Annotated in this window: 15 protein-coding genes and 1 pseudogene; 13 read left to right on the top strand and 3 right to left on the bottom strand. The window is 69.5% G+C overall.

What is annotated here, in order from left to right; translation table 11 throughout:
- The first annotated feature begins 61 nt into the window (after positions 1-61).
- The 5 genes from G9272_RS05955 (at position 62) to G9272_RS05935 (ending at position 6,761) form a co-directional block, all read left to right on the top strand.
- A complete protein-coding gene (locus G9272_RS05955; RefSeq protein ID WP_171395546.1) occupies positions 62-1,012 on the top strand; it encodes a class I SAM-dependent methyltransferase in 951 nt (316 codons plus the stop codon).
- An 88-nt stretch (positions 1,013-1,100) separates the two neighbouring features.
- Entirely contained in the window at positions 1,101-1,934 is an 834-nt protein-coding gene (locus G9272_RS05950) for a shikimate dehydrogenase family protein (protein WP_253267728.1), read from the top strand.
- Positions 1,935-2,197: 263 nt separating this feature from the next.
- Positions 2,198-2,791, top strand: a complete 594-nt coding sequence (locus G9272_RS05945) for a malonic semialdehyde reductase (protein ID WP_171395545.1) — start codon at positions 2,198-2,200, stop codon at positions 2,789-2,791.
- A gap of 2,053 nt (positions 2,792-4,844) precedes the next feature.
- Positions 4,845-5,558 carry a GntR family transcriptional regulator gene (locus G9272_RS05940; protein ID WP_171395544.1) on the top strand — a complete coding sequence of 238 codons (714 nt, stop codon included), beginning with the start codon at positions 4,845-4,847 and terminating at the stop codon, positions 5,556-5,558.
- 36 nt (positions 5,559-5,594) lie between these two features.
- Positions 5,595-6,761, top strand: a complete 1,167-nt coding sequence (locus G9272_RS05935; RefSeq protein ID WP_171395543.1) for an NAD(P)/FAD-dependent oxidoreductase — start codon at positions 5,595-5,597, stop codon at positions 6,759-6,761.
- Between the two features lie 81 nt (positions 6,762-6,842).
- Here the strand turns inward: G9272_RS05935 and G9272_RS05930 are convergent, their stop codons facing one another.
- A complete protein-coding gene (locus G9272_RS05930) occupies positions 6,843-7,652 on the bottom strand; it encodes a TetR/AcrR family transcriptional regulator (RefSeq protein WP_253267727.1) in 810 nt (269 codons plus the stop codon).
- Positions 7,653-7,723: 71 nt separating this feature from the next.
- Here G9272_RS05930 and G9272_RS05925 point away from each other — a divergent pair, with 71 nt between their 5' ends.
- The 5 genes from G9272_RS05925 to G9272_RS05900 all read left to right on the top strand — a co-directional run bounded on the left by G9272_RS05925 (position 7,724) and on the right by G9272_RS05900 (position 15,642).
- Positions 7,724-8,695, top strand: coding sequence for an ATP-binding cassette domain-containing protein (locus tag G9272_RS05925; protein WP_171395542.1), 972 nt, complete (start codon positions 7,724-7,726; stop codon positions 8,693-8,695).
- Positions 8,692-9,477, top strand: a complete 786-nt coding sequence (locus G9272_RS05920) for an ABC transporter permease (RefSeq protein ID WP_171395541.1) — start codon at positions 8,692-8,694, stop codon at positions 9,475-9,477. The genes G9272_RS05925 and G9272_RS05920 overlap by 4 nt, the downstream gene beginning before the upstream one ends.
- A gap of 586 nt (positions 9,478-10,063) precedes the next feature.
- Positions 10,064-12,604: a WD40 repeat domain-containing protein gene (locus tag G9272_RS05910; RefSeq protein WP_171395540.1), complete on the top strand. Its 2,541-nt coding sequence runs from the start codon at positions 10,064-10,066 to the stop codon at positions 12,602-12,604.
- Between the two features lie 90 nt (positions 12,605-12,694).
- Entirely contained in the window at positions 12,695-13,558 is an 864-nt protein-coding gene (locus G9272_RS05905; protein ID WP_171395539.1) for a hypothetical protein, read from the top strand.
- Positions 13,555-15,642, top strand: a complete 2,088-nt coding sequence (locus G9272_RS05900; RefSeq protein WP_171395538.1) for a caspase family protein — start codon at positions 13,555-13,557, stop codon at positions 15,640-15,642. Before G9272_RS05905 ends, G9272_RS05900 begins: the two co-directional genes overlap by 4 nt.
- Positions 15,643-15,926: 284 nt before the next feature.
- On the opposite strand, the gene G9272_RS05895 is transcribed toward G9272_RS05900, so the two are convergent.
- Positions 15,927-16,241, bottom strand: coding sequence for a class I SAM-dependent methyltransferase (locus tag G9272_RS05895; protein WP_171401864.1), 315 nt, complete (start codon positions 16,239-16,241; stop codon positions 15,927-15,929).
- Between the two features lie 433 nt (positions 16,242-16,674).
- Here G9272_RS05895 and G9272_RS46140 point away from each other — a divergent pair.
- Positions 16,675-16,794 (top strand): annotated as a pseudogene (locus tag G9272_RS46140) (NADPH:quinone reductase); the annotation flags it as partial.
- Positions 16,795-17,097: 303 nt separating this feature from the next.
- Here the strand turns inward: G9272_RS46140 and G9272_RS05885 are convergent.
- Positions 17,098-17,928: a helix-turn-helix domain-containing protein gene (locus G9272_RS05885; protein WP_253267726.1), complete on the bottom strand. Its 831-nt coding sequence runs from the start codon at positions 17,926-17,928 to the stop codon at positions 17,098-17,100.
- A 234-nt stretch (positions 17,929-18,162) separates the two neighbouring features.
- On the opposite strand from G9272_RS05885, the gene G9272_RS05880 reads away from it, so the two are divergent.
- On the top strand, positions 18,163-18,558 hold the full coding sequence (locus G9272_RS05880; RefSeq protein WP_171395536.1) for an MmcQ/YjbR family DNA-binding protein: 396 nt from the start codon (positions 18,163-18,165) through the stop codon (positions 18,556-18,558).
- On the top strand, positions 18,555-18,923 hold the full coding sequence (locus tag G9272_RS05875; RefSeq protein ID WP_171395535.1) for an MmcQ/YjbR family DNA-binding protein: 369 nt from the start codon (positions 18,555-18,557) through the stop codon (positions 18,921-18,923). The genes G9272_RS05880 and G9272_RS05875 overlap by 4 nt, the downstream gene beginning before the upstream one ends.
- Positions 18,924-19,174: the final 251 nt, after the last annotated feature.

Here is a 19,174-nt window from a genome sequence, read left to right as displayed (position 1 = left end):
AAACCCCCGCCCTGGCGGATCTACCGCTTTCGGGCAGCACTATGAGAGAGGAACACGGAATATGGGTGCACGCGAAGACATGTATGGCTTGTTCACCAGTGTCAACGAGATCAACCTGACAAATGATCAGGACGCTCAGAGCGCCAAGGAGGGCACACACAAGAAGAACATCTCCACCAGCTACGACCTCCAGGCCAGGATGTCGAAGAAGGGCATCCTGTGGAACTGGGGCTACCACGACGACCAGGTGGCCAAGGAGATCAGCGCCCGCGTTCCCGGATTCCTCGACTACGACACGGATGGCTTCTCCGAGGAGCTGTACTTCGCCGCACTCAGGGAGGTGCCGCTCGACCTGGACGACTACGCGGACAAGTTCGTTCTCGAGGTCGGCTGCGGACTGGGCGAGGGCCTGAACTTCCTCTCCCGCGTCGTCGACGCGAAGAGCCTGATCGGCCTCGACCTGTCGGACCAGGCCGTCAAGCGGGCCAACGCCTCGCTGTCCCGCAAGGGCCTGCGCTATGTCCAGGGCGACGCGGAGAACCTGCCGTTCGACGACGGCGAGGTCGACGTCCTGGTGAACATCGAGAGCGCGCACAACTACCCGAGCCTGGAGAAGTTCCTGAAGGAGGTGGCGCGGGTGCTCAAACCAGGCGGCTACTTCACGCACGTCGACCTCTACACCACGCAGCGCCACGCATTCCTGAAAGAGCTCCAGGAGAAGGACCTCGGCCTGGAGTGGGTGCTCGACCGTGACATCTCGCCCCAGGTGCAGGCCGCGATCCACGGGCGGCTGTCCCCGGAGGGGTCCTTCCACAAGGCATTGCGGGAGCAGCGGGTCGGTGCCATCCAGCGGCACATGGCCAAGCGGGTCGGCCCGGAGGCCGTGGGCGGTTCCTTCGCCGGCTACACCGACAGCGGCTCCACCAGACTGCTGAAGAAGATGGGCGTGCTGCCGTCACAGTTCATGCCCCCGGTGGACAGCTACCGGCACTACGTGGCCAAGAAGATCTGATCCTCGTCGGCTGAGCTCCCGCATCCGGCGTCGGGGCACTGCCGACAACTGCCGCCCACGCACCACCGCCCAGGCATGAGGAAGGGTCATGATGACCGACGCTCCGCACCCGGGACCCTTCAGCGGAACCACCCGTCTGTACGCCGTCCTGGGCGACCCGGTCACCCAGGTGCAGTCGCCCGGGCTGCTCAACCCGGTCTTCGCCGGGCTGGGTATCGACGCGGTGCTGGTGCCCGTGCATGTGCGGCGCGACGACCTCGTAGACGTGGTCCGTGTTCTGCGGTGTGTCGGCAACCTCGACGGCCTCTTCGTCACCGTGCCGCACAAGGTGGCCGCCGCGCAGCTGGCCGACCGGCGCAGCCGCACGGTGGAGACAACCGGCAGTGCGAACGCTCTGCGGCGCGAACCCGACGGTGCCTGGCTCGCCGCGAACTTCGACGGCTCGGGATTCGTGGCGGGCCTCGTCGGGGCCGGTCACTCCCCTCGGGGCAGGAAAGTGGCACTGGTCGGCGCGGGCGGAGCGGGCAGCGCCATCGCGGCGGCCCTGCTCACCGCGGGTGTGGACAGTCTGTCCGTCTCCGATCCGGACGGGCCTAGCCTGACCGCGCTCGTCGACCGGCTGGCCGAACACTGGCCGGGCCGCGTCCGCGCCGCCCCCGAACCGCCGCTGCACGACAGCGACATCGCCGTCAACGCCACTCCGCTCGGGCTGCGCCCAGACGACCCGCTCCCGTTCTCGCCCCATGCTCTGCCTCCCGGCAGCGTGGTGGCGGACATCATCATGAAGCCGAGAGAAACACCCCTCCTGCGGGAGGTGGCCGCGCAGGGCCACCAGGTGCACCACGGAATGCACATGCTCACCGGCCAGATGGATTCCTACCGCACGTTCTTCGGACTGGGCGTGCCCCGAACCGCCGACTGACGAGCCTGAACCACCGACTGACAGGCCGGTGCACAAGGGGACCACCCCCTGGAAAACGATCCGCAATCTCCAATGCCGTGAATGGGAAATGCGTGTCCCCAGCCACCATTGCATGATGGCTGAAAACGGGTCAGGTGATATCGCCATTGCCGCTTTGCGGTAGGCAAGTGCAGCTTCGCTCGGATATCCTGCCGACCGTGCAGAAATGGGTCACGAAATTCATCCACGAGTTGACCCGCCCCTCGTTCACAAGGAATGCATCCATGTCTCTCAGTCTCGACCCCGCGGCACAGGACCTGCTCTTCCGGCAAGCCCGTACCGCCAACACGTTCACCGAGGAACAGGTGACCGACGAGCAGGTTCAGGCCATCTATGACCTGGTCAAGTACGCTCCCACGTCGATGAACCAGCAGCCGCTCCGTATCGTCCTGGTTCGTTCGGAGGAGGCTCGCCGGCGTCTGGTCCAGCACCTCGCCGAAGGGAACAACAAGAAGGCCGAGACGGCGCCGCTGGTCGCGGTTCTCGCCGCGGACAACGAGTTTCACGAGGAGCTTCCGGAGCAGTTCCCGTATTTTCCGCAGGCCAAGGACCTCATGTTCTCTGACCGGAGCGTGCGGGAGCAGTCCGCGAAATTCAACGCTTCTCTCCAGGTGGGCTACTTCATTCTCGGAATTCGGGCCGCGGGCCTGGCCGCCGGTCCCATGACCGGATTCGATGCCGATGGCATCAACAAGGAGTTCTTCGCCGACGGCGAGCACTCGGTTCTCGCCGTGGTCAACATGGGCAAGCCGGGTGAGAACGCATGGTTCGACCGTTCCCCCCGCCTTGCCTATGACCAGGTGGTCACGACGGTCTGACGCACCCCTTCAGCCGTGCTCACCCGGTCGACGACCGGGTGAGCCCACGGACAGGTTGGGCGTTCCCTGCGGGGCGGGGCCCGCGACGGAGACGTTGAACGTCGCCCTGCGCCCGCATGGCCGCACCGCCCGCGGCGTTTCGCTGACCTGATAGCTGACCGTGGCGCTCCATGTCGTCCGGTTCCGAACGCTGCGCTCAGCCGGGACGTGGCGTGTACTGATTCCCGCCCGGGCCTCGGGGCGCGATGTGTTCCGGCTTCATACCGGCCCCCGCCATAAACGGGCGTGGCCGGTGGTCCCGCGGCGTGCATTGTGGCGGACTGGGCCTCTGCCGCCGCAACCCGCAGATCGCCTCTGCTGCCGATGCGACGATGACTTCTCCGCCGACTTCAGCTCGTCCCGCTACGGGTTTTCGATCGCGGGCAGCCGTTCTCGCGCCCCTACTACCCACCGCCGTGCGCCGGTTGATCGGTCGCGGATGCAGGCTTCGCCCCGGGACCCGGGGCCGCCGTGACCTCGCCGGGCGCGGTGATCTCGTGTCCGGAGGCGCAGGTCACCACGCTCCGGACCTCACCACCGCAGTCGCGGTGGAGCAGGGAGACCGTGGAGGTACCGGCCGGGACGATCCAGTGCTCGGCCGATGAGGCCAGGTCGTGCCTGTCCGATGACGGAGCGACGCACGATGGGGCGCCGGCGAGACGGGAGTTTGACTACTGTCTGTGAGACCTGCTGGCCTCTGGCCCCTTTCCCTCGTGCTGAGTCGAACTCTCGTCCGCCGCCCCAGCCGGCACGGTCGAGTTCCGGTGCTGGTTCGGTGCTGATTCTCTGGCGGCCAATGAGGCGAAACCGCAAGTCCTAGCCCAGATCGGATGAGTTGTCGTACCACTCGATGGTCGTGCCGATGAGACTGGCGGCGACGATGCGCTTGAGGCCGGCGGGGGTTCCCGGGGATGGGGGAGCGGTCGCGGGGGAGGGCATCGGCACCACTTCCAAGCGGTTGGCGGGGACGTGTTCGTGTCGCCACACCGTAGGAATCCGCAGGTCAGCGGCACATGTGGTGGGACGCCATAGTTCTGGATGCGGAGGTGCGTGTGACCACCATGACGGCGTCGCGGGGCCTCCACGAGAGCCCCAATCGAGCCCGTGAGAGCGCTGTCCAAGTTGCACTGTTCGGGCATGATTTGGTGGCTGGGTGCCGACTCCCGTGCTGACTTGATGCCGACTACGCCGAGCGTGGGTGCGAAGCGGACGACGGACGGGCGGGCGGGCGTCCCGGTCTCGGTTGCGGGGGCCGGGCGCAGGGTGGAGTCCCGGACGGCGGTGACTCGGATGCCGACCCGTAGGCGGAGGCATCGTGGGAGGCCGCGACGCGGATTCGGTAGAGGGCGGTGCGGTCCGGCAGGTCCTTGCATCGCCCGGCCCCTCCGGGGGGCGACACGTGGAGCGGTCGGCGGAACCATTTCGGGCCGGTCTGCCTGCCGGTGTTGTATGCCTGGGCGCACTTGGGTCCCGTCGGCACGACCAGAACTGCCGCAACTACGCCCGTATCGGAGCGATCTGTCGGATGCCCGCTGGGAGTTCCGAACACGACCTGCGCGAGATCATGAACGCGATCCTGCCCAGGTTGGTGCTGATGCTTGGCGGCCTATTGACCGGTCAATTGGCTAATTGTACGGTCTAGTTGTGCGGTGGTGCTCACCGTGCAGTCACGCGGGAGACCGACATGACGAATCAGGCAGGGATCCGGCCACCTGGTGCTCGACCACAGGCTGAAAGAGATCTGCACTGTCGTTACGGCGGCGGCCGGTGTCGGGGCCCTGTGGGTCCTCAGCGCATCGGCGGAGAGGGGCCCGATCACCCGTCATCGGCGTTCCGGAACGCTCCGGATGCCTCGGTGCCGTCGCCGGGCTCGGCTCAGGGGGCACCCGTGACCGGGCCCGGCAGATGCGCAGGGCGGGTCAGGAACAGCGCCCCGCCAACCAGGCGCGGCCGCCGAGGACCGGGCTGGTCGGCTCACTGCTACCAGTCAATTGACCGAATGTACGGTCTGAGCATGACCGTGCCGCTGTACGTACAGATCAGGCGAGTGATCGAAGCGAAGATCCGGGCCGGGGACCTGCCCCCCGGCGCGCGGCTGCCGACCGAGAAGGATCTCTCCACCCAGTACGGCGTCAGCCGTGCCACGGCCCAACGGGTCCTCAACGACCTGGCGGAGTCGGGACTGGCGATCCGCCGGCGGCGCCACGGAACGTTTGTCGCGGACGTGACGCGGCAGATCAATCTGCTCAACTTCGTCACCCCCACAGCAGCCGCAAAGGGAGTGCCGGGCAGACATGAGGTCGTTTCCGCGCGGATCGTCAGGGCCACCGACGCCGTCCTGGCCCTCCCCGGCGCCTCCGCCGACACGGCCGTGGTCGAACTGGTCCGTCGCAAGCTCGACGTACGCGAGGAGCCACAGTCCGTCGAACGGCACGTCGTTCTCTTCGCAGTCGCCCCCGACCTGCTGAACGAGAACCTCGAAGACCTCGTCACCCTCCCGTATCTCCAGCGCAGAGGTGTACCGATCGACGCGATCCGGGTCTACCTCGACCCGGTGAGCCTCGATGAGCACGACGCCGCATTGCTGAACAGCGAGATCGGAACGCCTGCGCTGATGAGGCGCAGGGAGTTGCGTGCCGACGACGGAAGCACCGTCGAGGTGGTCACCACCCTCGTCCGTCCCGGGACCGCCGAGTTCTTCCTGGAGCTGCCCGTCCCGGCCATGTGAGCAGCGTGTCGCTGCCAGAAGGGAAGTGTGCACACAATGAAGGTCATCATCATCGGTGCCGGCGTGCTGGGCGTGAGCGTCGCGAGGCAGCTTGCCGTCGCGGGCGAAGACGTACTCCTGCTCGATCAGTCGGGAGCCGGCACCGGTACGAGCGCGACCACCTTCGCGTGGACCAACTCCAGCCGGAAGCCCGACCCGGACTACCACCGGCTGAACCTCGCAGGGATGGAGGAGCACGCCAGGCTGGCCGAGCAACTGCGCGGCGCGCCTTCGTACTTCCGCAGCGGGGCGCTTCAGTGGGCGGACGCCGCGAGCGAGCAGTGGCTCGTCGGCAACGTGGAACGACTTCAGGCCCTGGACTACCCCGCACGCTGGGTCACGCGTGCCGAAGCATTGCGGATCGCGGGCGACCTCCGGATCCCGGCGACGATCACGTCCATCGCGCACTTCCCCAGCGAGGGATACGTTCTGCCGGATCTCTTCGTGGACAACCTGCTGGCGGACGCCGAACAGCATGGAGCGAAGTGCGCGATCGGCGAGGTCGTGGCCATCGACGACCGGCCTGATGGAGTGTCCGTAACCCTGGCCGGAGGAGAGGTCCGCAGGGGTGATCGAGTCGTCCTGGCGGCAGGACGTTGGACACAACGGCTCGCCGCGCGGGCCGGCATCGACGTTCCCATGGTGACGGATGCCGGCCGCGGGGCACAGACCGTCGGTTTGCTCGGGTACGCCAGATCATCGGAACTCGACCTGCGCTGTGTGGTCCACAGCCCCGGCCTCAATCTCCGCCCTGCGGCCGGGGGGCATGCCGTCGTGCAGGCTCTCGATCTGAACGCCGGCGTCGATCCCGAAGACCCCCCGTCCGCGGACGGGGACATCGCGAGCACCCTCGCTCGGCGGTTCTCCGCACTGCTGCCCGACCCGAGCCGCGCACTGGAGATCGACCTGCGTGTCGGCTTCCGGTCTCTGCCCGCGGACGGCCACACCGTCGCCGGCTATGCCTCTGCGCAGTCCCGCGTCTACTGCCTGGTGTCGCACAGTGGGGTCACCTTGGCGCCGGTGCTGGGGCGCCTGGTCGCGACCGAGATCACAACCGATCAGGAACAAGGCCTCCTCCGGGCCTTCCGGCCCACCCGATTCACCGATGCAGGGCGCTCGGGCAGCGAGGTGGATCAACGGGCCACCAGTCTGGGCGAGCAGTAGCCGACGGTCCCCGCCGCGATTCCCGCAAAGGCTGAGTGCGCAGTGTGCTCCGAGTGATCGGCTGAGCGTCACCGACCTGGCCTATTCGGCCGAGCGCGATCCGCTGTTCTCGGTGGTCGTCGTGAACCGGGCTTCGATTCCGTCCAGGATCATCGACAGCCCGTTCTCGAACCGTTCGTCAGCGTCACCGATCTCGGACGCTTGCGTCATCTTGCTCAGATACGGAAACTCACCGGTCTCGAGCAAGGACATCAGGTACGGCTTCATGCGCAAACGCCAGGCATGGCGGTCGACGCCGGACTGGTAGGTGGCCGCCTGCTCGGTCAACTCGGCCTGCACGGCACCGCTGACCCAGGAGAGAAGCAGGTTGAGCACGTCGAGCGTCTCGTCCATGTCGAGATCGCAGCCGCCGAGAAGGGCGAGATCGCGTTCCAGGCCGCGCAGGATGTTGGGGCCCATGATCGGGCGGGTGGCGAGGAGCGGAGCAAGCCAGGGGTGCCGCAGGAAGATCTGCCGGCGGCGGCGTGCCAGGATCGTCAGGTCGGCGCGGAGATTTCCGGTCGGCTCCTGAGGTTCGAAACCCGTCGCGTTGTCGATCATCACCGCGTACAGGTCTTCCTTGGTGGGCAGGTAGCGGTACAGGGTCATCGTGCCGGTGCCGAGCTCCTTGGCGATGTTCCGCACCGACGCGGCGTCGATCCCTTCGGAGTCCGCGATCTTGATGGCCACCGCGGCGATCTCCCCACGGCTGTGCGCAGGGGCCGGGCCTCGTGCGGGCTTCTCCGGTCGCATCCAGATGATTGCTTGCGGGTCCGACATGGCCGCCATCCTACCGCCGTTGCCGGTCATCTGCGTGCGGCGTACCCAGTCGCTGCCTTCAACTGCGTACACCGTCCTTGCGTACGCCGTACCCAGTGACCTAGGGTGAAACCGCGTACACCGCACCCGGTGAGGGGATGAGCATGGAAAACGCGATCATGTACACGAAGGATTTACGGAAACAGTACGGGGATGTCGCCGCGCTGGCCGGGCTCGACTTGGTGGTGCAGCCGCACGTCGTCTACGGCCTCCTCGGCCCGAACGGCGCGGGGAAGAGCACCACCTTGAAGGTCCTGAGCACGCTGACGAGGCCCAGCGGCGGTCAGGCGGTAGTCGCCGGATTCGACGTCGCTCGGGATCCGGGCGAAGTGCGAAAGGTGATCGGGCTGGCCGGCCAGGACGCCACGCTCGACGCCAAACTGACGGGCCGGGAGAACCTGCGGATCTTCGGCCGCCTGTCGCGGCTGGGCGCGCGTGGGTCCCGGCGGCGCGCGGAGGAACTGCTGGACCGGTTCAGCCTCGCCCACGCCGGCGATCGGCTGGTCGGCACCTATTCCGGCGGAATGCGCCGCCGACTGGACCTGATCGCCAGCCTGTTGCGTGCTCCCCAGGTGCTCTTCCTCGACGAGCCCACCGCCGGGCTCGACGTCCGGAGCCGCATGGAGATCTGGGACACCGTCCGCGAACTGGTCGCCGATGGCACCACGGTCCTGCTCACCACCCAGTATCTGGAGGAGGTGGACCAACTCGCCGCCACCGTCGGCGTGATCGACCACGGCAATCTCATCGCCGAAGGCAGCCCGACCCGACTCAAGTCCCGGATCGGCAGCCACATCGACGTCGTGGTGGAATCCACGGACCATGTGGCGACTGCCATGTCGGTGCTGGAAAGGCTCACCGGCCGACGCCCGGAGGCGGACGGAGCACACATCGTCGTCGCCGCGGTGGATGCGGTGCCGGCCCTGCCGCAGATCGTGCGTGAACTCGACGCGTCCGGCGCCGTGATCCGCGATGTCGGGATTCGCCGGCCGAGCCTCGATGACGTTTTCCTCTCCCTGACCGGCAAGACCGTTGACCCGGAGAAGTCGCTCGAAGTGCGGGAGGCAGTGGCATGAACGTCCTCATCGACGGCTGGACTCTGACCCAGCGAAACCTCCTGAGGTTGCGCCACGAACCCGGAACCCTGCTCACCATCATGCTGATGCCGACCGTGTTCGTGGTGCTGTTCGGATTCGTGTTCGGCAGTGCGATCGGGATTCCGGGTTCCTCGAACTACCGCGAATACATGATGCCGGGGATGTTCGTGCTGGGCACCGGAACCGCGCTGTCCTCGGCGATGGTGGGCGTCGCGATGGACCAGTCGCGCGGGGTGATGGACCGCCTCCGCTCCATGCCGACCAATCGTGTGTCCGTGCCGCTCGGCCAGAGCGGCGCGGAGGCGCTCATCGGCGTGTACGGACTGGTGGTCATGATGGTGTACGGGCTGATCGTCGGCTGGCGTGCACACAACGGCATCGCGCAGACGATGGCCGGCATCGGCCTGGTCCTGCTGCTCCGCTACACGCTTGCGTGGGTCGGTACCTACCTCGGACTGGCGATCCGCAATGCGTCCACCGCGGCCAACCTGGCGCCGTTGACGCTGCCGCTCACCATGGTGTCCAACGCGTTCGTGCCCACCGACGGGATGCCGACCTGGCTGCGGGTGATCTGTGAGTGGAACCCGCTCAGCGCGTTGGCGACGGCGACCCGGACGTTGTTCGGCAATCCCGGTACCCCCGGGCCGGACGCGGCATGGCCGCTGACCCATCCGGTGACCGCGACCCTGCTGTGGGCCGGCCTGCTGTTGGTCATCTTCGTACCGCTCTCGGCGCGCCGCTTCGCCCGAGCGGGACTGTAGAACCCGTCCCCGGCCAGGCCGGGGACGGCTCACCAAGCTCAGCATTGAGATCAACAGTGATCACGATCGGCCTCCTCGGGGGTGACGCCGGGACGCTGTCCGGCATCGACCTGGGAGGCCACGGACCCGGCCGCTCGTTGCCCTGGCCGACCGCGCGCACTCCACCCGTGCCATCCGCAGCCACCTCCGGCGCCGCGGCATCCGCGCGGTCATCCCGCAGCCGTCCGACCGGATCGGCCATCGCCGGCGGCGGGGCCGCCACGGAGGCCGCTCGCCCCGCTTCGACCCCCAGGCCTACGAGCAGCGCAACACCGTCGAGCGGTGCATCAACCGCCTCAAGCAGTGGCGCGGCCTGGCCACGCGAACCGACAAACCAACTCGCCATCGCCCACCAGCCGGCACTCAGCACTCCACCTCGTCGGCATCCCCATCTGGACCGACGCTGGCCAAGAGACCGTCGGCTGGACCGGACTTGGGCGTCGCAAACGGTCAGGAACGGTCGGGGAGGCGCATATGTCGATCATGGGTGTCCTTGAGGCCCGCAGCCGCTCTTCGTCCTCTACAACTGTGCGGGGAGGCAAGGGACATGGCAGCTGAGGGTGCGCAGGACGACGATCGGGGTGAGTCGTCGGCTCACCGTGCACGCGACGGCGCGGTGCGTGACGCAGGGGTACACGATGGCGAGGTACCCGACGCCGAGGCGCGCCGTCATGAATCGCGTGACGCCGCGGTCCGCGCTGCTGAAGTGCGGGCCGTCGAGGCGCGGATCGCCGCGGAACTCGCCCCGTTGACCCGCCCGCGCCCACTGGCGGGGGCAGTGATCGCCCCGCCTGCTTATGTGCGCCGGCACTTGGTGGAACACGCGGCCGAGGGACAGGTGCTGGACGACGCGCTGCTGTCCCTGGAGTTCCTGCCGTATGTCGACGCCCTGCCACTGCGGGCCCTGACGGCCGGGGTGTACGGACCTGACGGGGACGTCCTCTCGATCTGGCGGCAGGTCGCCCACGCCTGGAGATGGGAGGAGCCGGCGGCGAACGCCGACGCGCTGCGGTTCCGGCTGGCCGCATGCGGGCTCCCCCTGGACGGGGTGACCCATCCCGGCTCGGTCTGGCGGCCGAGATGGGTGCACTGGCCGGCCGACCGGGGCGAGATCATCGCTCGCCACCACGGCGGGGTCCGGGTGGTCGCCACGGCGGTGCTGCCCGACGGGCGCGCGGTGGCGGTCACCGGCGGTGAGGACGGGACCGTACGGGTGTGGGACCTCGTCACGGGCGCCTCGGTCGGGGACCCGATGACTGGCCACACCGACGAGGTACGGGCGCTGGCCACGGCGGTGCTGCCCGACGGACGGGTCGTGGCGGTCACGGCGTCTGGCGGTCAGGCAGGGACGGTACGGGTCTGGGACATTGCCACCCGCGCCCTGATCGGTGACCCGCTGACCTGGACCGGCAGGGCCCCGGAGCTCGCCACGGCGGTCCTGCCGGACGGCCGCGTCGTCGCCGTCCTCGGGTGCAGCGAGTCCGACAGCGGCTCTGCCCGGGTGTGGGACCTGGCCACGGGCGCCCCGGTCGGCGACCCGATGACTCCCCAGGGCGTCAGCGTCATCTCGCTGGCCACCGCGGCACTCCCTGACGGCCGCGTCGTCGCGGTGCTCGGCGGTGGATCGGACCGGAGGATACGGGTATGGGACATCCTCGGCGGCGCCCCGGTCCGCAACCCACCGATCGGACGCACCGGCGCGGTGTGGGCGCTTGATACGGCGACCCTGCCCGACGGCCGCGCCATCGCCGTCACCGGCCGCGATGACGGCACCGTACGGGTGTGGGATCTGGTCACCGGCGACGCTCTCGGCGACCTGACGGCTTGTGACGACGGAAGTGTCGCGGCGGTGGCGACCGTGGCGCTGCCCGACGGGCGGATGGTGGCGATCAGCAGCAGCGGGCGGACGCTACGGCTGTGGGACCTCACAACGGGTGCCCCGAACGGTGAGATAGCGGTCGGTCACACCAGCGAAGTCCGGGACATGGCCACGGCGGTGCTGCCGGGCGGGCAGGTCGTCGCCGTCATCGGTAGCGAGGACGGGACCGTACGGGTCTGGAACCTCGCCGGTGCCGCCCCGGGGGGTGGCCCCCTGGCCGGCCACTCCGGCATCATCCGTGCGGTGTCGACGGCCGAGCTGCCCGACGGGCGGACGGTGGGGCTCACCGGCAGCGGCGAGACGGTGCGGGTCTGGGACCTGGCTGTCGGAGCGCCGATCGCCGAACTGGACACCGGCCACACCCGTGGGGTCGGGACCGCGGTCACGGCCGTGCTGCCGGACGGACGCGTCGTCGCGGTCATGTGCAGCGGCTGGCACTCGACCGTCCGGGTGTGGGACCTGGCCGCCGGAGCCCTGGTCCGCGACCTGGAAACGGGCTACTTCCTCGGCGTGTTTGCGCTGGCCGCGACACGGCTGCCCGACGGGCGGGTGGTCGCCGTCACCGCCGGGGACCTGGACGGGAGGGTGCGGGTGTGGGACCTGGTCACGGGTGCCAGGATCCACGAGCTGACCGGCCACGACCGAAGCGTGCGGGCACTGGCCGTGACCGCCCTGCCCGACGGGCGGATGGTCGCTGTCGCGGCCTGCACCGACGCGGGGCTGCGGATGTGGGACCTCAGCACCGGCGCCGCGGTCGGCGAGCCGATGACCGGCCACGCCGAGGGGGTCGGTGCGCTGGCCACGGCACGGCTGCCCGACGGGCGGGTGGTCGCCGTCACCGGAGGCGGCGAGGCGACGGTGGCCGTGCTGCCCGACGGACGGGTGGCCGCCGTCAGCGGTGGCGACACGGCGGTGCGGGTGTGGGACCTGACGACCGGCGCCGCGGTCGGCGAGCCGATGACCGGCCACACCGGCGCCGTACACGCGGTGACCACGGCTGTGTTGCCCGACGGGCGGGTCGTCGCTGTCACCGGAGGCGGCGACGGAACCGTGCGTCTCTGGGATCTGCGGACGTGTTCGGAGATCGCACATCCGCTGGCGACGACCAGCGGCGTACTAGGACTGTGCGCGGTCGATGTGGAGGGCGATCTGTGGATCCTTCTCGCCGGTGCGGGTGTGGCCTGCCTGGAGCTCCACGCCGCCACATGAACGCCGGTGTCCACGAGGCAGGTTCGGTGTCTTCCCCCATGGCTCCACCAAGGGCCTCTGTGACGGACTTCCACCAAGGGACGGGAAACGATGAGTGAGTTGGTCGGAGTGCACGGCATCGCCAAGCACCAGTTGGGCCGTCACCAGCTGCTGGCGGCGTGGACGCCGGCCCTGGCCGACGGCCTGGAACGGGCGCTGGACCGTGAGGTGGCTCAGCCGCCCCTGGACCTGGCGTTCTACGGAGACGTCTTCCTCGACCCCGGGAGAGCCGGCGGAGGGACCGGCGGGGTGACCAAGTCCGCCTACTCCGACACGGTGTCGGAGGGAATGGACGAGCGCGAGCTGGCGGACGTCGTCGAGGCGCTGACCGAGACGGTGAGCGCCGAAGACATCGCGCTGGCAGAAGGGGCGGCCGACAAGGGACGTGCCCGCATGCCGCGGACCGTTCAGGTGCTGATGCGCGCGATCGACCGGCGCTTCGGTTCCGCCGCCGGAGTCCTGGCCGTCGGCGCGCTGCGGCAGGTCCGACGCTATCTGCACGACGGCGATGTGAAAGCACGCGTCGACGCACGGGTCGAGGGGACCGTTGGCTCCAAGTGCCGGGTGCTGATCGGGCATTCGCTCGGGTCGGTGGTGGCCTACGAGTACCTGCGCCGCAACCCTGGCCACGGCGTCGAGCTGCTGCTGACGCTCGGCTCACCTCTCGGTCTGCGGATGGTCCGCAGACATCTGCACGTCGGCGCGCTGGAGGTCCCCGCGTGGGTCAACGTACGGGATGCGCGCGATCCAGTGGCCTGCGCCGGACCGCTGCGCACCTGGTGGCCCCAGATGGGCGAGGGAGACGAGATCGTGGTGGAAAACGGGGCCGACGCCCATGCCGTGGAGCGCTATCTGAACCGCAGGGCCACCGGCGAGGTCCTGCTGGGCGTCCTTCCCCACCTGGGTGCCGCGTGAACAGCCACGGCACCGGGGCGCACGTCGCCGCAAGCCACGACACCAGGGGAGAGGGCCCCGGCGTCCCCGACGAGGAGGTCCTGCGGCGCCACTTCGTCGCGATCGCCACCGGCGAGTACGACGACCCGCACCTGGAGTCCCTCGCGGTCGGCGACGAGGTCAGGGCCATGCGGGAGTGGCTGTGTGCCGAGCGGCTGAACGGCCGCCGCTTCCGGTGCGGTTATCCCGAACTGGCCGCCAACCCCACCAAGCGGCAGATCCGCGACGCGCTGGAAGAACCACCCGCCGACGAGGAGTGGCGTGACAGTGACGCCGCCGTCGTGTTCGTCACGGGCCATGGCCTGACCGCCGACGGCACCCACTATCTGATCCTGAAGACCACCGACACCTCCAAGGTCGGCAAGACGGCGTTCCGGACAGCGGATCTGATCGGCTGGCTGGCGGAGACCCGGATCCGCCATCTGCTGCTCATCCTCGACGCCTGCCACGCCGGCCGGGTCGCCCTGGAAGCCCAGAGCCGGGACGCCGAACCTCCCGACACCTGGGTGGTGCTGCCCAGCGCCACCAGGAACCAGAAGGCTGTCACCGGCGCGCTGACCGGGGCGATCTCCGCCCTTCTCGCCGAACTGGCGTCGCCGCAGGGGGAGAAGTACGGACACGACCCGTATCTGACGGTCAACGACTTCCTCGCGGGCGTGCAATACCACCTGGGCGATGGCCAGTTGCTCGACCCGCTCTACGGAAGCCGCCGCGACCGCCCGCATCTGTGCCTGCCGAACCCCCACTACCGGGCCGATCCGACGGTCGAGGTCAGGGCTGCCCGGCACGACCTCGCCCTCGACCGGCGCGACCTGGAGACGCACTGGGGGCCCCGCTCCCGGGGCGTCGCCAACGACGGACAGCAGGGCTGGCTGTTCACCGGCCGCGCCGACCTGATGCGCGAACTCATTGCCGCCGCGACGGGAGCACCCGGTGCCACGATCGTCACCGGCGGCGCGGGCAGCGGGAAGTCCGCTGTCCTGGCGCGGCTGGTCACCCTGAGCGACGAGCAGTTCCTCGACCGGCACGCGGCCGATGCGGCTGCCGTCCCCGCCGTCCTGCGCCCGCCGCCCGGTGCCGTCGACGTGGCGGTGGTCGCCACCGGCAAGCTGCACACCCGGATCCTGGCCCAGATCTGCCACGCCCTCCTGGTGCCCGCACCGGTCGGCGACCACCTCGAGCCGACCGTCGAGGAGCGGCTGGCGTCGTGGCACACCTGGCTGCGCGGTCGGCGACGGCCCCTCACCATCGTCCTCGACGCCCTGGACGAGGCAGCCGACCCACACGCTCTCCTTCGCGAGGTCCTCGCCCGCCTCGAACCCGACCCGGACGCCCCGCGCATCCGGCTCCTCGTGGGGGTCCGCTCCCTGGCCGCCAACGAGGAATCCCCTCATGCGCCAGTGACCGCCTCCGATACGGCAGCCATGGCCGACACCGCCCAAGCCGCCCTGCGCGCCCGCCGCATCGTCGTGGACCAGGCGCCGTGGTGGAACCAGCACGATGTCGTCGCCTACGTTGACAGCATCCTGCGCAACACTCGTGGCTCGCCTTATGCCGTGGCCCCGGCCGGGGCCACCGAGTCGGTGGCGACCGCGCTCGGGGAGCGCGCCGGGCGGTCGTTCCTCATCGGCCGGATGGCCGCGTCCTCACTGGCCGCGAGCGGCGGGGTCATCACCGCCGACCACCCCGGCTGGCTCGCCGCCCTCGGGGAGGGCGTCCTCGGCGTGTTTCGTCAGGACCTGCACCACAGCCTGCCCGAACCCGACGACCGCCGCCGCGCGGTGGTCCTGCTGCGCGCGGTCGCCTTCGCCCACGGCTCCGGACTGCCCTGGCGTGGGATCTGGCCCCTGGTCGCCCATGCCGTCGACGACGAGGGCGGCTACTACGGCGACGCCGAGATCGCGTGGCTCCTTGGCTCCCGCCTCGGCGCCTATCTGGTCACCGACCGGGAGGACGACACGACCGTCTACCGTCTTTTCCACGACCTGCTGCGCGCCACCCTCCGCGACCGCTGGCGCGAACTGCTCCGACTGCCGAGCGGATGAACGCAGTCGGGGACATGCCGCAGCTCCCTCGGCGGGAGCCCTGCTGCGTGTCCACGATCCGGCGGACCGCGCGCGCTGCGCTCGAGCGGCTCTGGAAGCCTTCCGCGACTGGTCAGGCCGGTGTGACGGTCGCCAACGGGCCCTGTCCGGCTTCGGATTGTTGCGAACAGGTGTGCGCGGGCTGGGCAGCAGCGCCGGTCCGGATGGGTGGTGGCTCGAGCACCTGGCCGCCGAGCCGGACAGGACCACCTCCACCCTCTACGCCTGGATCAACCGCGGCTGGATCACCACCCGCAGGGAGAGCGGCTGGCCCCACCGACGGCCATGTCCGCTGAGTGAGTAGGGGCTGTCATGGAGACGGGCCGCGGCGATGCGCGACCCTTGTTCTTCAGCCAGCCCATGGCGGCGTTGGCTGGGATGGCGACGGCGCCGAACAGGTGGTCTGCCGGGGTCCGGGCGCGGGACAGGCCGACGATCACCAGGGTCCCTCCTGGCGCCAGATGACGGCGGAATCGGGCGAGTGCCTGGGTGAACGGCAGGTGGTGGATCGTGGCGACGCACGTGATGACGTCGTAGGGGCCGGCGGGGAAGTCGGCTATTGCATCCGCGACGGTGAAGGCGACGGGAGCGCAGTGGGAGTGGGCTCCGCAGCGGCGGCCACAGACGTCCTGCCGCTGTGTTCCTCCCTCGCCCCCGCACTGTTTTCCAGGGCAGGTACCGGCCCCCGAGAACGAACCTCAGAAGATCAACGAAGCCCTCCCCCGCCACGTCACACCCCACCCGTCGCCTTCTGTAGCCGGCTCGCGTTCCTGGGCGAGGCCAGGAAGATCACCGCCCAATGCGGCAGCATGACCAGCGGGCATGCTCGGGCCCGCGAGCTGCACCGGCTTTCCTGGGCAAGCCAGCGTGTCGAGCCAGGGAGCCCGCTGACGGCAGGGCTCAGGTCGCCCTCGCCTGCCCGGCGACGGGCCAGGAGAAGAAGAGGAGCGGACGGGCGTCGCCTGGTGACCATCAGGTGACCGCTGTCCGGCAGGGAGCCTCGAAGTCCCGGTCGCGAAGGTCTACCACGGCCTGGAACAGGTCCGTGACGCCCAGGCCGACGTCGAGTCCGGCACCACGCCGGGCAAGCACGTCGTCGTCCTGGAGGGCTGAGACCTGGGCAACCGAGAAACGACAACCAACCACCCCGATGCGCGACGGTCGACAACGCGCAGTGAGTACCTCAACCCGGCGGTGAGCGTCGCCGACAGCGGTGGCTTCGCGGTCCTGGCCTACTGCCTGAACACCTACGTCCTCGAGGACGGCAACTAACGGCAACTGCGCGCCTGGAACGCCACCGAGGCGTACCGGCTGATCGACGGCGAATGGCACATCGTCCACTCCCACTGGGCGTTCACGCAGACCGCGAAGGCAGCCATCGCCTCCTGACGGGCAAGGGGCCTGCGCCGGGTTTCGTCACACGTCGGTCCTCGCCTCGCCGGCCGCGTAGGCGGCCGGGGTGAGACCGGTGCGGTCGCGGAAGAAGCGGCCGAAGTTCGCGGGGTCGGTGAAGCCGAGGTGGACGGCCACGGTCCGGGCATCCCACCGGGCACCTCCCAGCAGGCGCCGGGCCTCCAGGAGGCGCCGCTCGTCGATGAGTTCACGTACCCCCTTGCCGGTGGCGTCCCGGGCGGCACGGCTCAGGGTGCGGACCGAACAGCCGAGCAACTCGGCGTAGTCCGCGGCTTGATGCAGCTCGCGGAAGTGCAGTTCCAAGGCGTCCAGGAAGCGCCCGTACCTGTCGCCACGGCCGGTGCCGGCCGTGGCCGTGCCGATGGGGGCGATGCCCGGAGAGTTGGCCAGGCGCAGCAGCAGCGATTCGAGCAGGCTGCGCCGCAGGGCGTGGTGGATGCCGAGGGGGCGGCGCCCCAGTGCGCGGTGTTCGTCCAGGAGTTGGAGTGCCGTCTGCTGGAGCCAGGCGGTGTCGTCGGGGTGCGGGCTGAGCACGGCAGGGGCCTCGTGCGCGGTGAGCGGGGCCAGGAGACGGGCGAGGTCGGGCCGCAGCACGTCCGGTTCGAACAGGATGAACGGGCCGCGGGCCGCGCCGGGCGGATGCCAGCACTGCGCGTGCCCGGGACGCACCCACAGCCACTCGCCGGGGGCGACGGTCCGCGTGACGTGGTCGACGTCGTGCCGCAACTCACCCTCGGTGACCAGGATCAGGTAGTGGAAGGTGGCACGGCCCGGACGGGGCGGGTTCCACGGCCAGTCGTCGTGCTGGGCGAAGAAATCCTCGACGGTACTCACCTCAAGGCCGTACGGAGTACCGACCGGGGGCTGGAAACCGTACAGCGGAACCGCAGCCGGTCCGGCCTGCCCGCTCGGCCCGGAGTGTCGCTTGTCGACCATCACGTGTCCGCAGCCTACCGCCCTTCCCGTCGGCTTCGACGGAAGGATGGGACATGCCACGGCGCTCGCGCGGCGCGCCCTGCGCCTCCTTCGACGCCACAGTCCGTCACCACCCGAGAAGGCTCACCACCCATGAACGGATCGGCCCTGCACAAGACCGCCGCCGACTGCGCGGAGGAACTCCCCGGAGCCCAGCTGGAGCACCCCTTCGGCCCCGACTGGGAGGTCTACAAGGTACGCGGCAAGGTGTTCATGCTGATGACCGACGTCCCGGGGCGTCCCGTCGTGATCCTCAAGGCGGACCCCGGCGAGGCCCACGCCCTGCGGGAGCAGTACAGCCACATCACTCCCGGCTACCACATGAACAAGAAGCACTGGATCACCCTGGAGGGCGGAGAAGGCGTCGACAAGGAGCTCGTCGGGGAGCTCGTCACCGACTCCTACCGGCTCGTCGTCGCCCACCTGCCCAAGGCCGAGCGGCCCGTCGACCCGCACACCTACGGCACCGGCGCACGGGCGGCCCGGTGAGCGCGGCCGGCGACCGGCTCCAGCACACCGCCCGCCAGGCGGCCCTCTCCCTCCCCGACGTCAGCCACGGATACCCCTTCACCCCGGGACTCGACGTGTACAAGGTCGCGGGCAAGGTGTTCCTGATCGTCACCGACGACCCGGACGATCAGATCATCACGGTCAAGTGCGAACCCGAACACGCCCGCGCGCAAGTACGCGGCTACGCCTCGATCACACCGGGCCGCTATCTCGACAAACGCCACTGGATCTCGCTCGGGCCTGGACCCGGCATCACCGAGCGGCTGGTCACCGACGCGGTCGAGGATTCCTACGACCTGGTCGCCGAGCGGCTGCCGCGAAGCGACCGCCCTGGTGCCCGATGAGCGCCGGGAGCTTCCCCGCGAACGGCGAGCCCTCGCTCGTCAGCGTCCCGTGAAAGGGCTCGCCCCGTCCGCACACGCCCGCCTGCGACCCGGGAGACCGATGGAAACCGACCGTAGCGATCCTGCCACTCTTCGATGAGGGGCTCTCCCGGCCAGTCGCCGACCGCCTGCGCCCCACAAAGTCCGTCGGCCATGGGCCGAGTCCCACCCGCCCCACCTTTCACGTGATCTGACCTGCGGAAACGTTCTTT

It is taken from the genome of Streptomyces asoensis (assembly GCF_013085465.1).
Lineage (GTDB): Bacteria > Actinomycetota > Actinomycetes > Streptomycetales > Streptomycetaceae > Streptomyces > Streptomyces cacaoi_A.
The sequence above is the reverse complement of the archived record's forward strand: the minus strand, read 5'-3'. Positions and strand labels throughout refer to the sequence as shown.

What these genes read in the sequence shown, in the direction of transcription:
- G9272_RS05955 (WP_171395546.1), top strand. Translation starts at nt 62, where the DNA reads ATGGGTGCACGCGAAGACATGTATGGCTTGTTCACCAGTGTCAACGAG.
- G9272_RS05950 (WP_253267728.1), top strand. Translation starts at nt 1,101, where the DNA reads ATGATGACCGACGCTCCGCACCCGGGACCCTTCAGCGGAACCACCCGT.
- G9272_RS05945 (WP_171395545.1), top strand. Translation starts at nt 2,198, where the DNA reads ATGTCTCTCAGTCTCGACCCCGCGGCACAGGACCTGCTCTTCCGGCAA.
- G9272_RS05940 (WP_171395544.1), top strand. Translation starts at nt 4,845, where the DNA reads ATGACCGTGCCGCTGTACGTACAGATCAGGCGAGTGATCGAAGCGAAG.
- G9272_RS05935 (WP_171395543.1), top strand. Translation starts at nt 5,595, where the DNA reads ATGAAGGTCATCATCATCGGTGCCGGCGTGCTGGGCGTGAGCGTCGCG.
- G9272_RS05925 (WP_171395542.1), top strand. Translation starts at nt 7,724, where the DNA reads ATGGAAAACGCGATCATGTACACGAAGGATTTACGGAAACAGTACGGG.
- G9272_RS05920 (WP_171395541.1), top strand. Translation starts at nt 8,692, where the DNA reads ATGAACGTCCTCATCGACGGCTGGACTCTGACCCAGCGAAACCTCCTG.
- G9272_RS05910 (WP_171395540.1), top strand. Translation starts at nt 10,064, where the DNA reads ATGGCAGCTGAGGGTGCGCAGGACGACGATCGGGGTGAGTCGTCGGCT.
- G9272_RS05905 (WP_171395539.1), top strand. Translation starts at nt 12,695, where the DNA reads ATGAGTGAGTTGGTCGGAGTGCACGGCATCGCCAAGCACCAGTTGGGC.
- G9272_RS05880 (WP_171395536.1), top strand. Translation starts at nt 18,163, where the DNA reads ATGAACGGATCGGCCCTGCACAAGACCGCCGCCGACTGCGCGGAGGAA.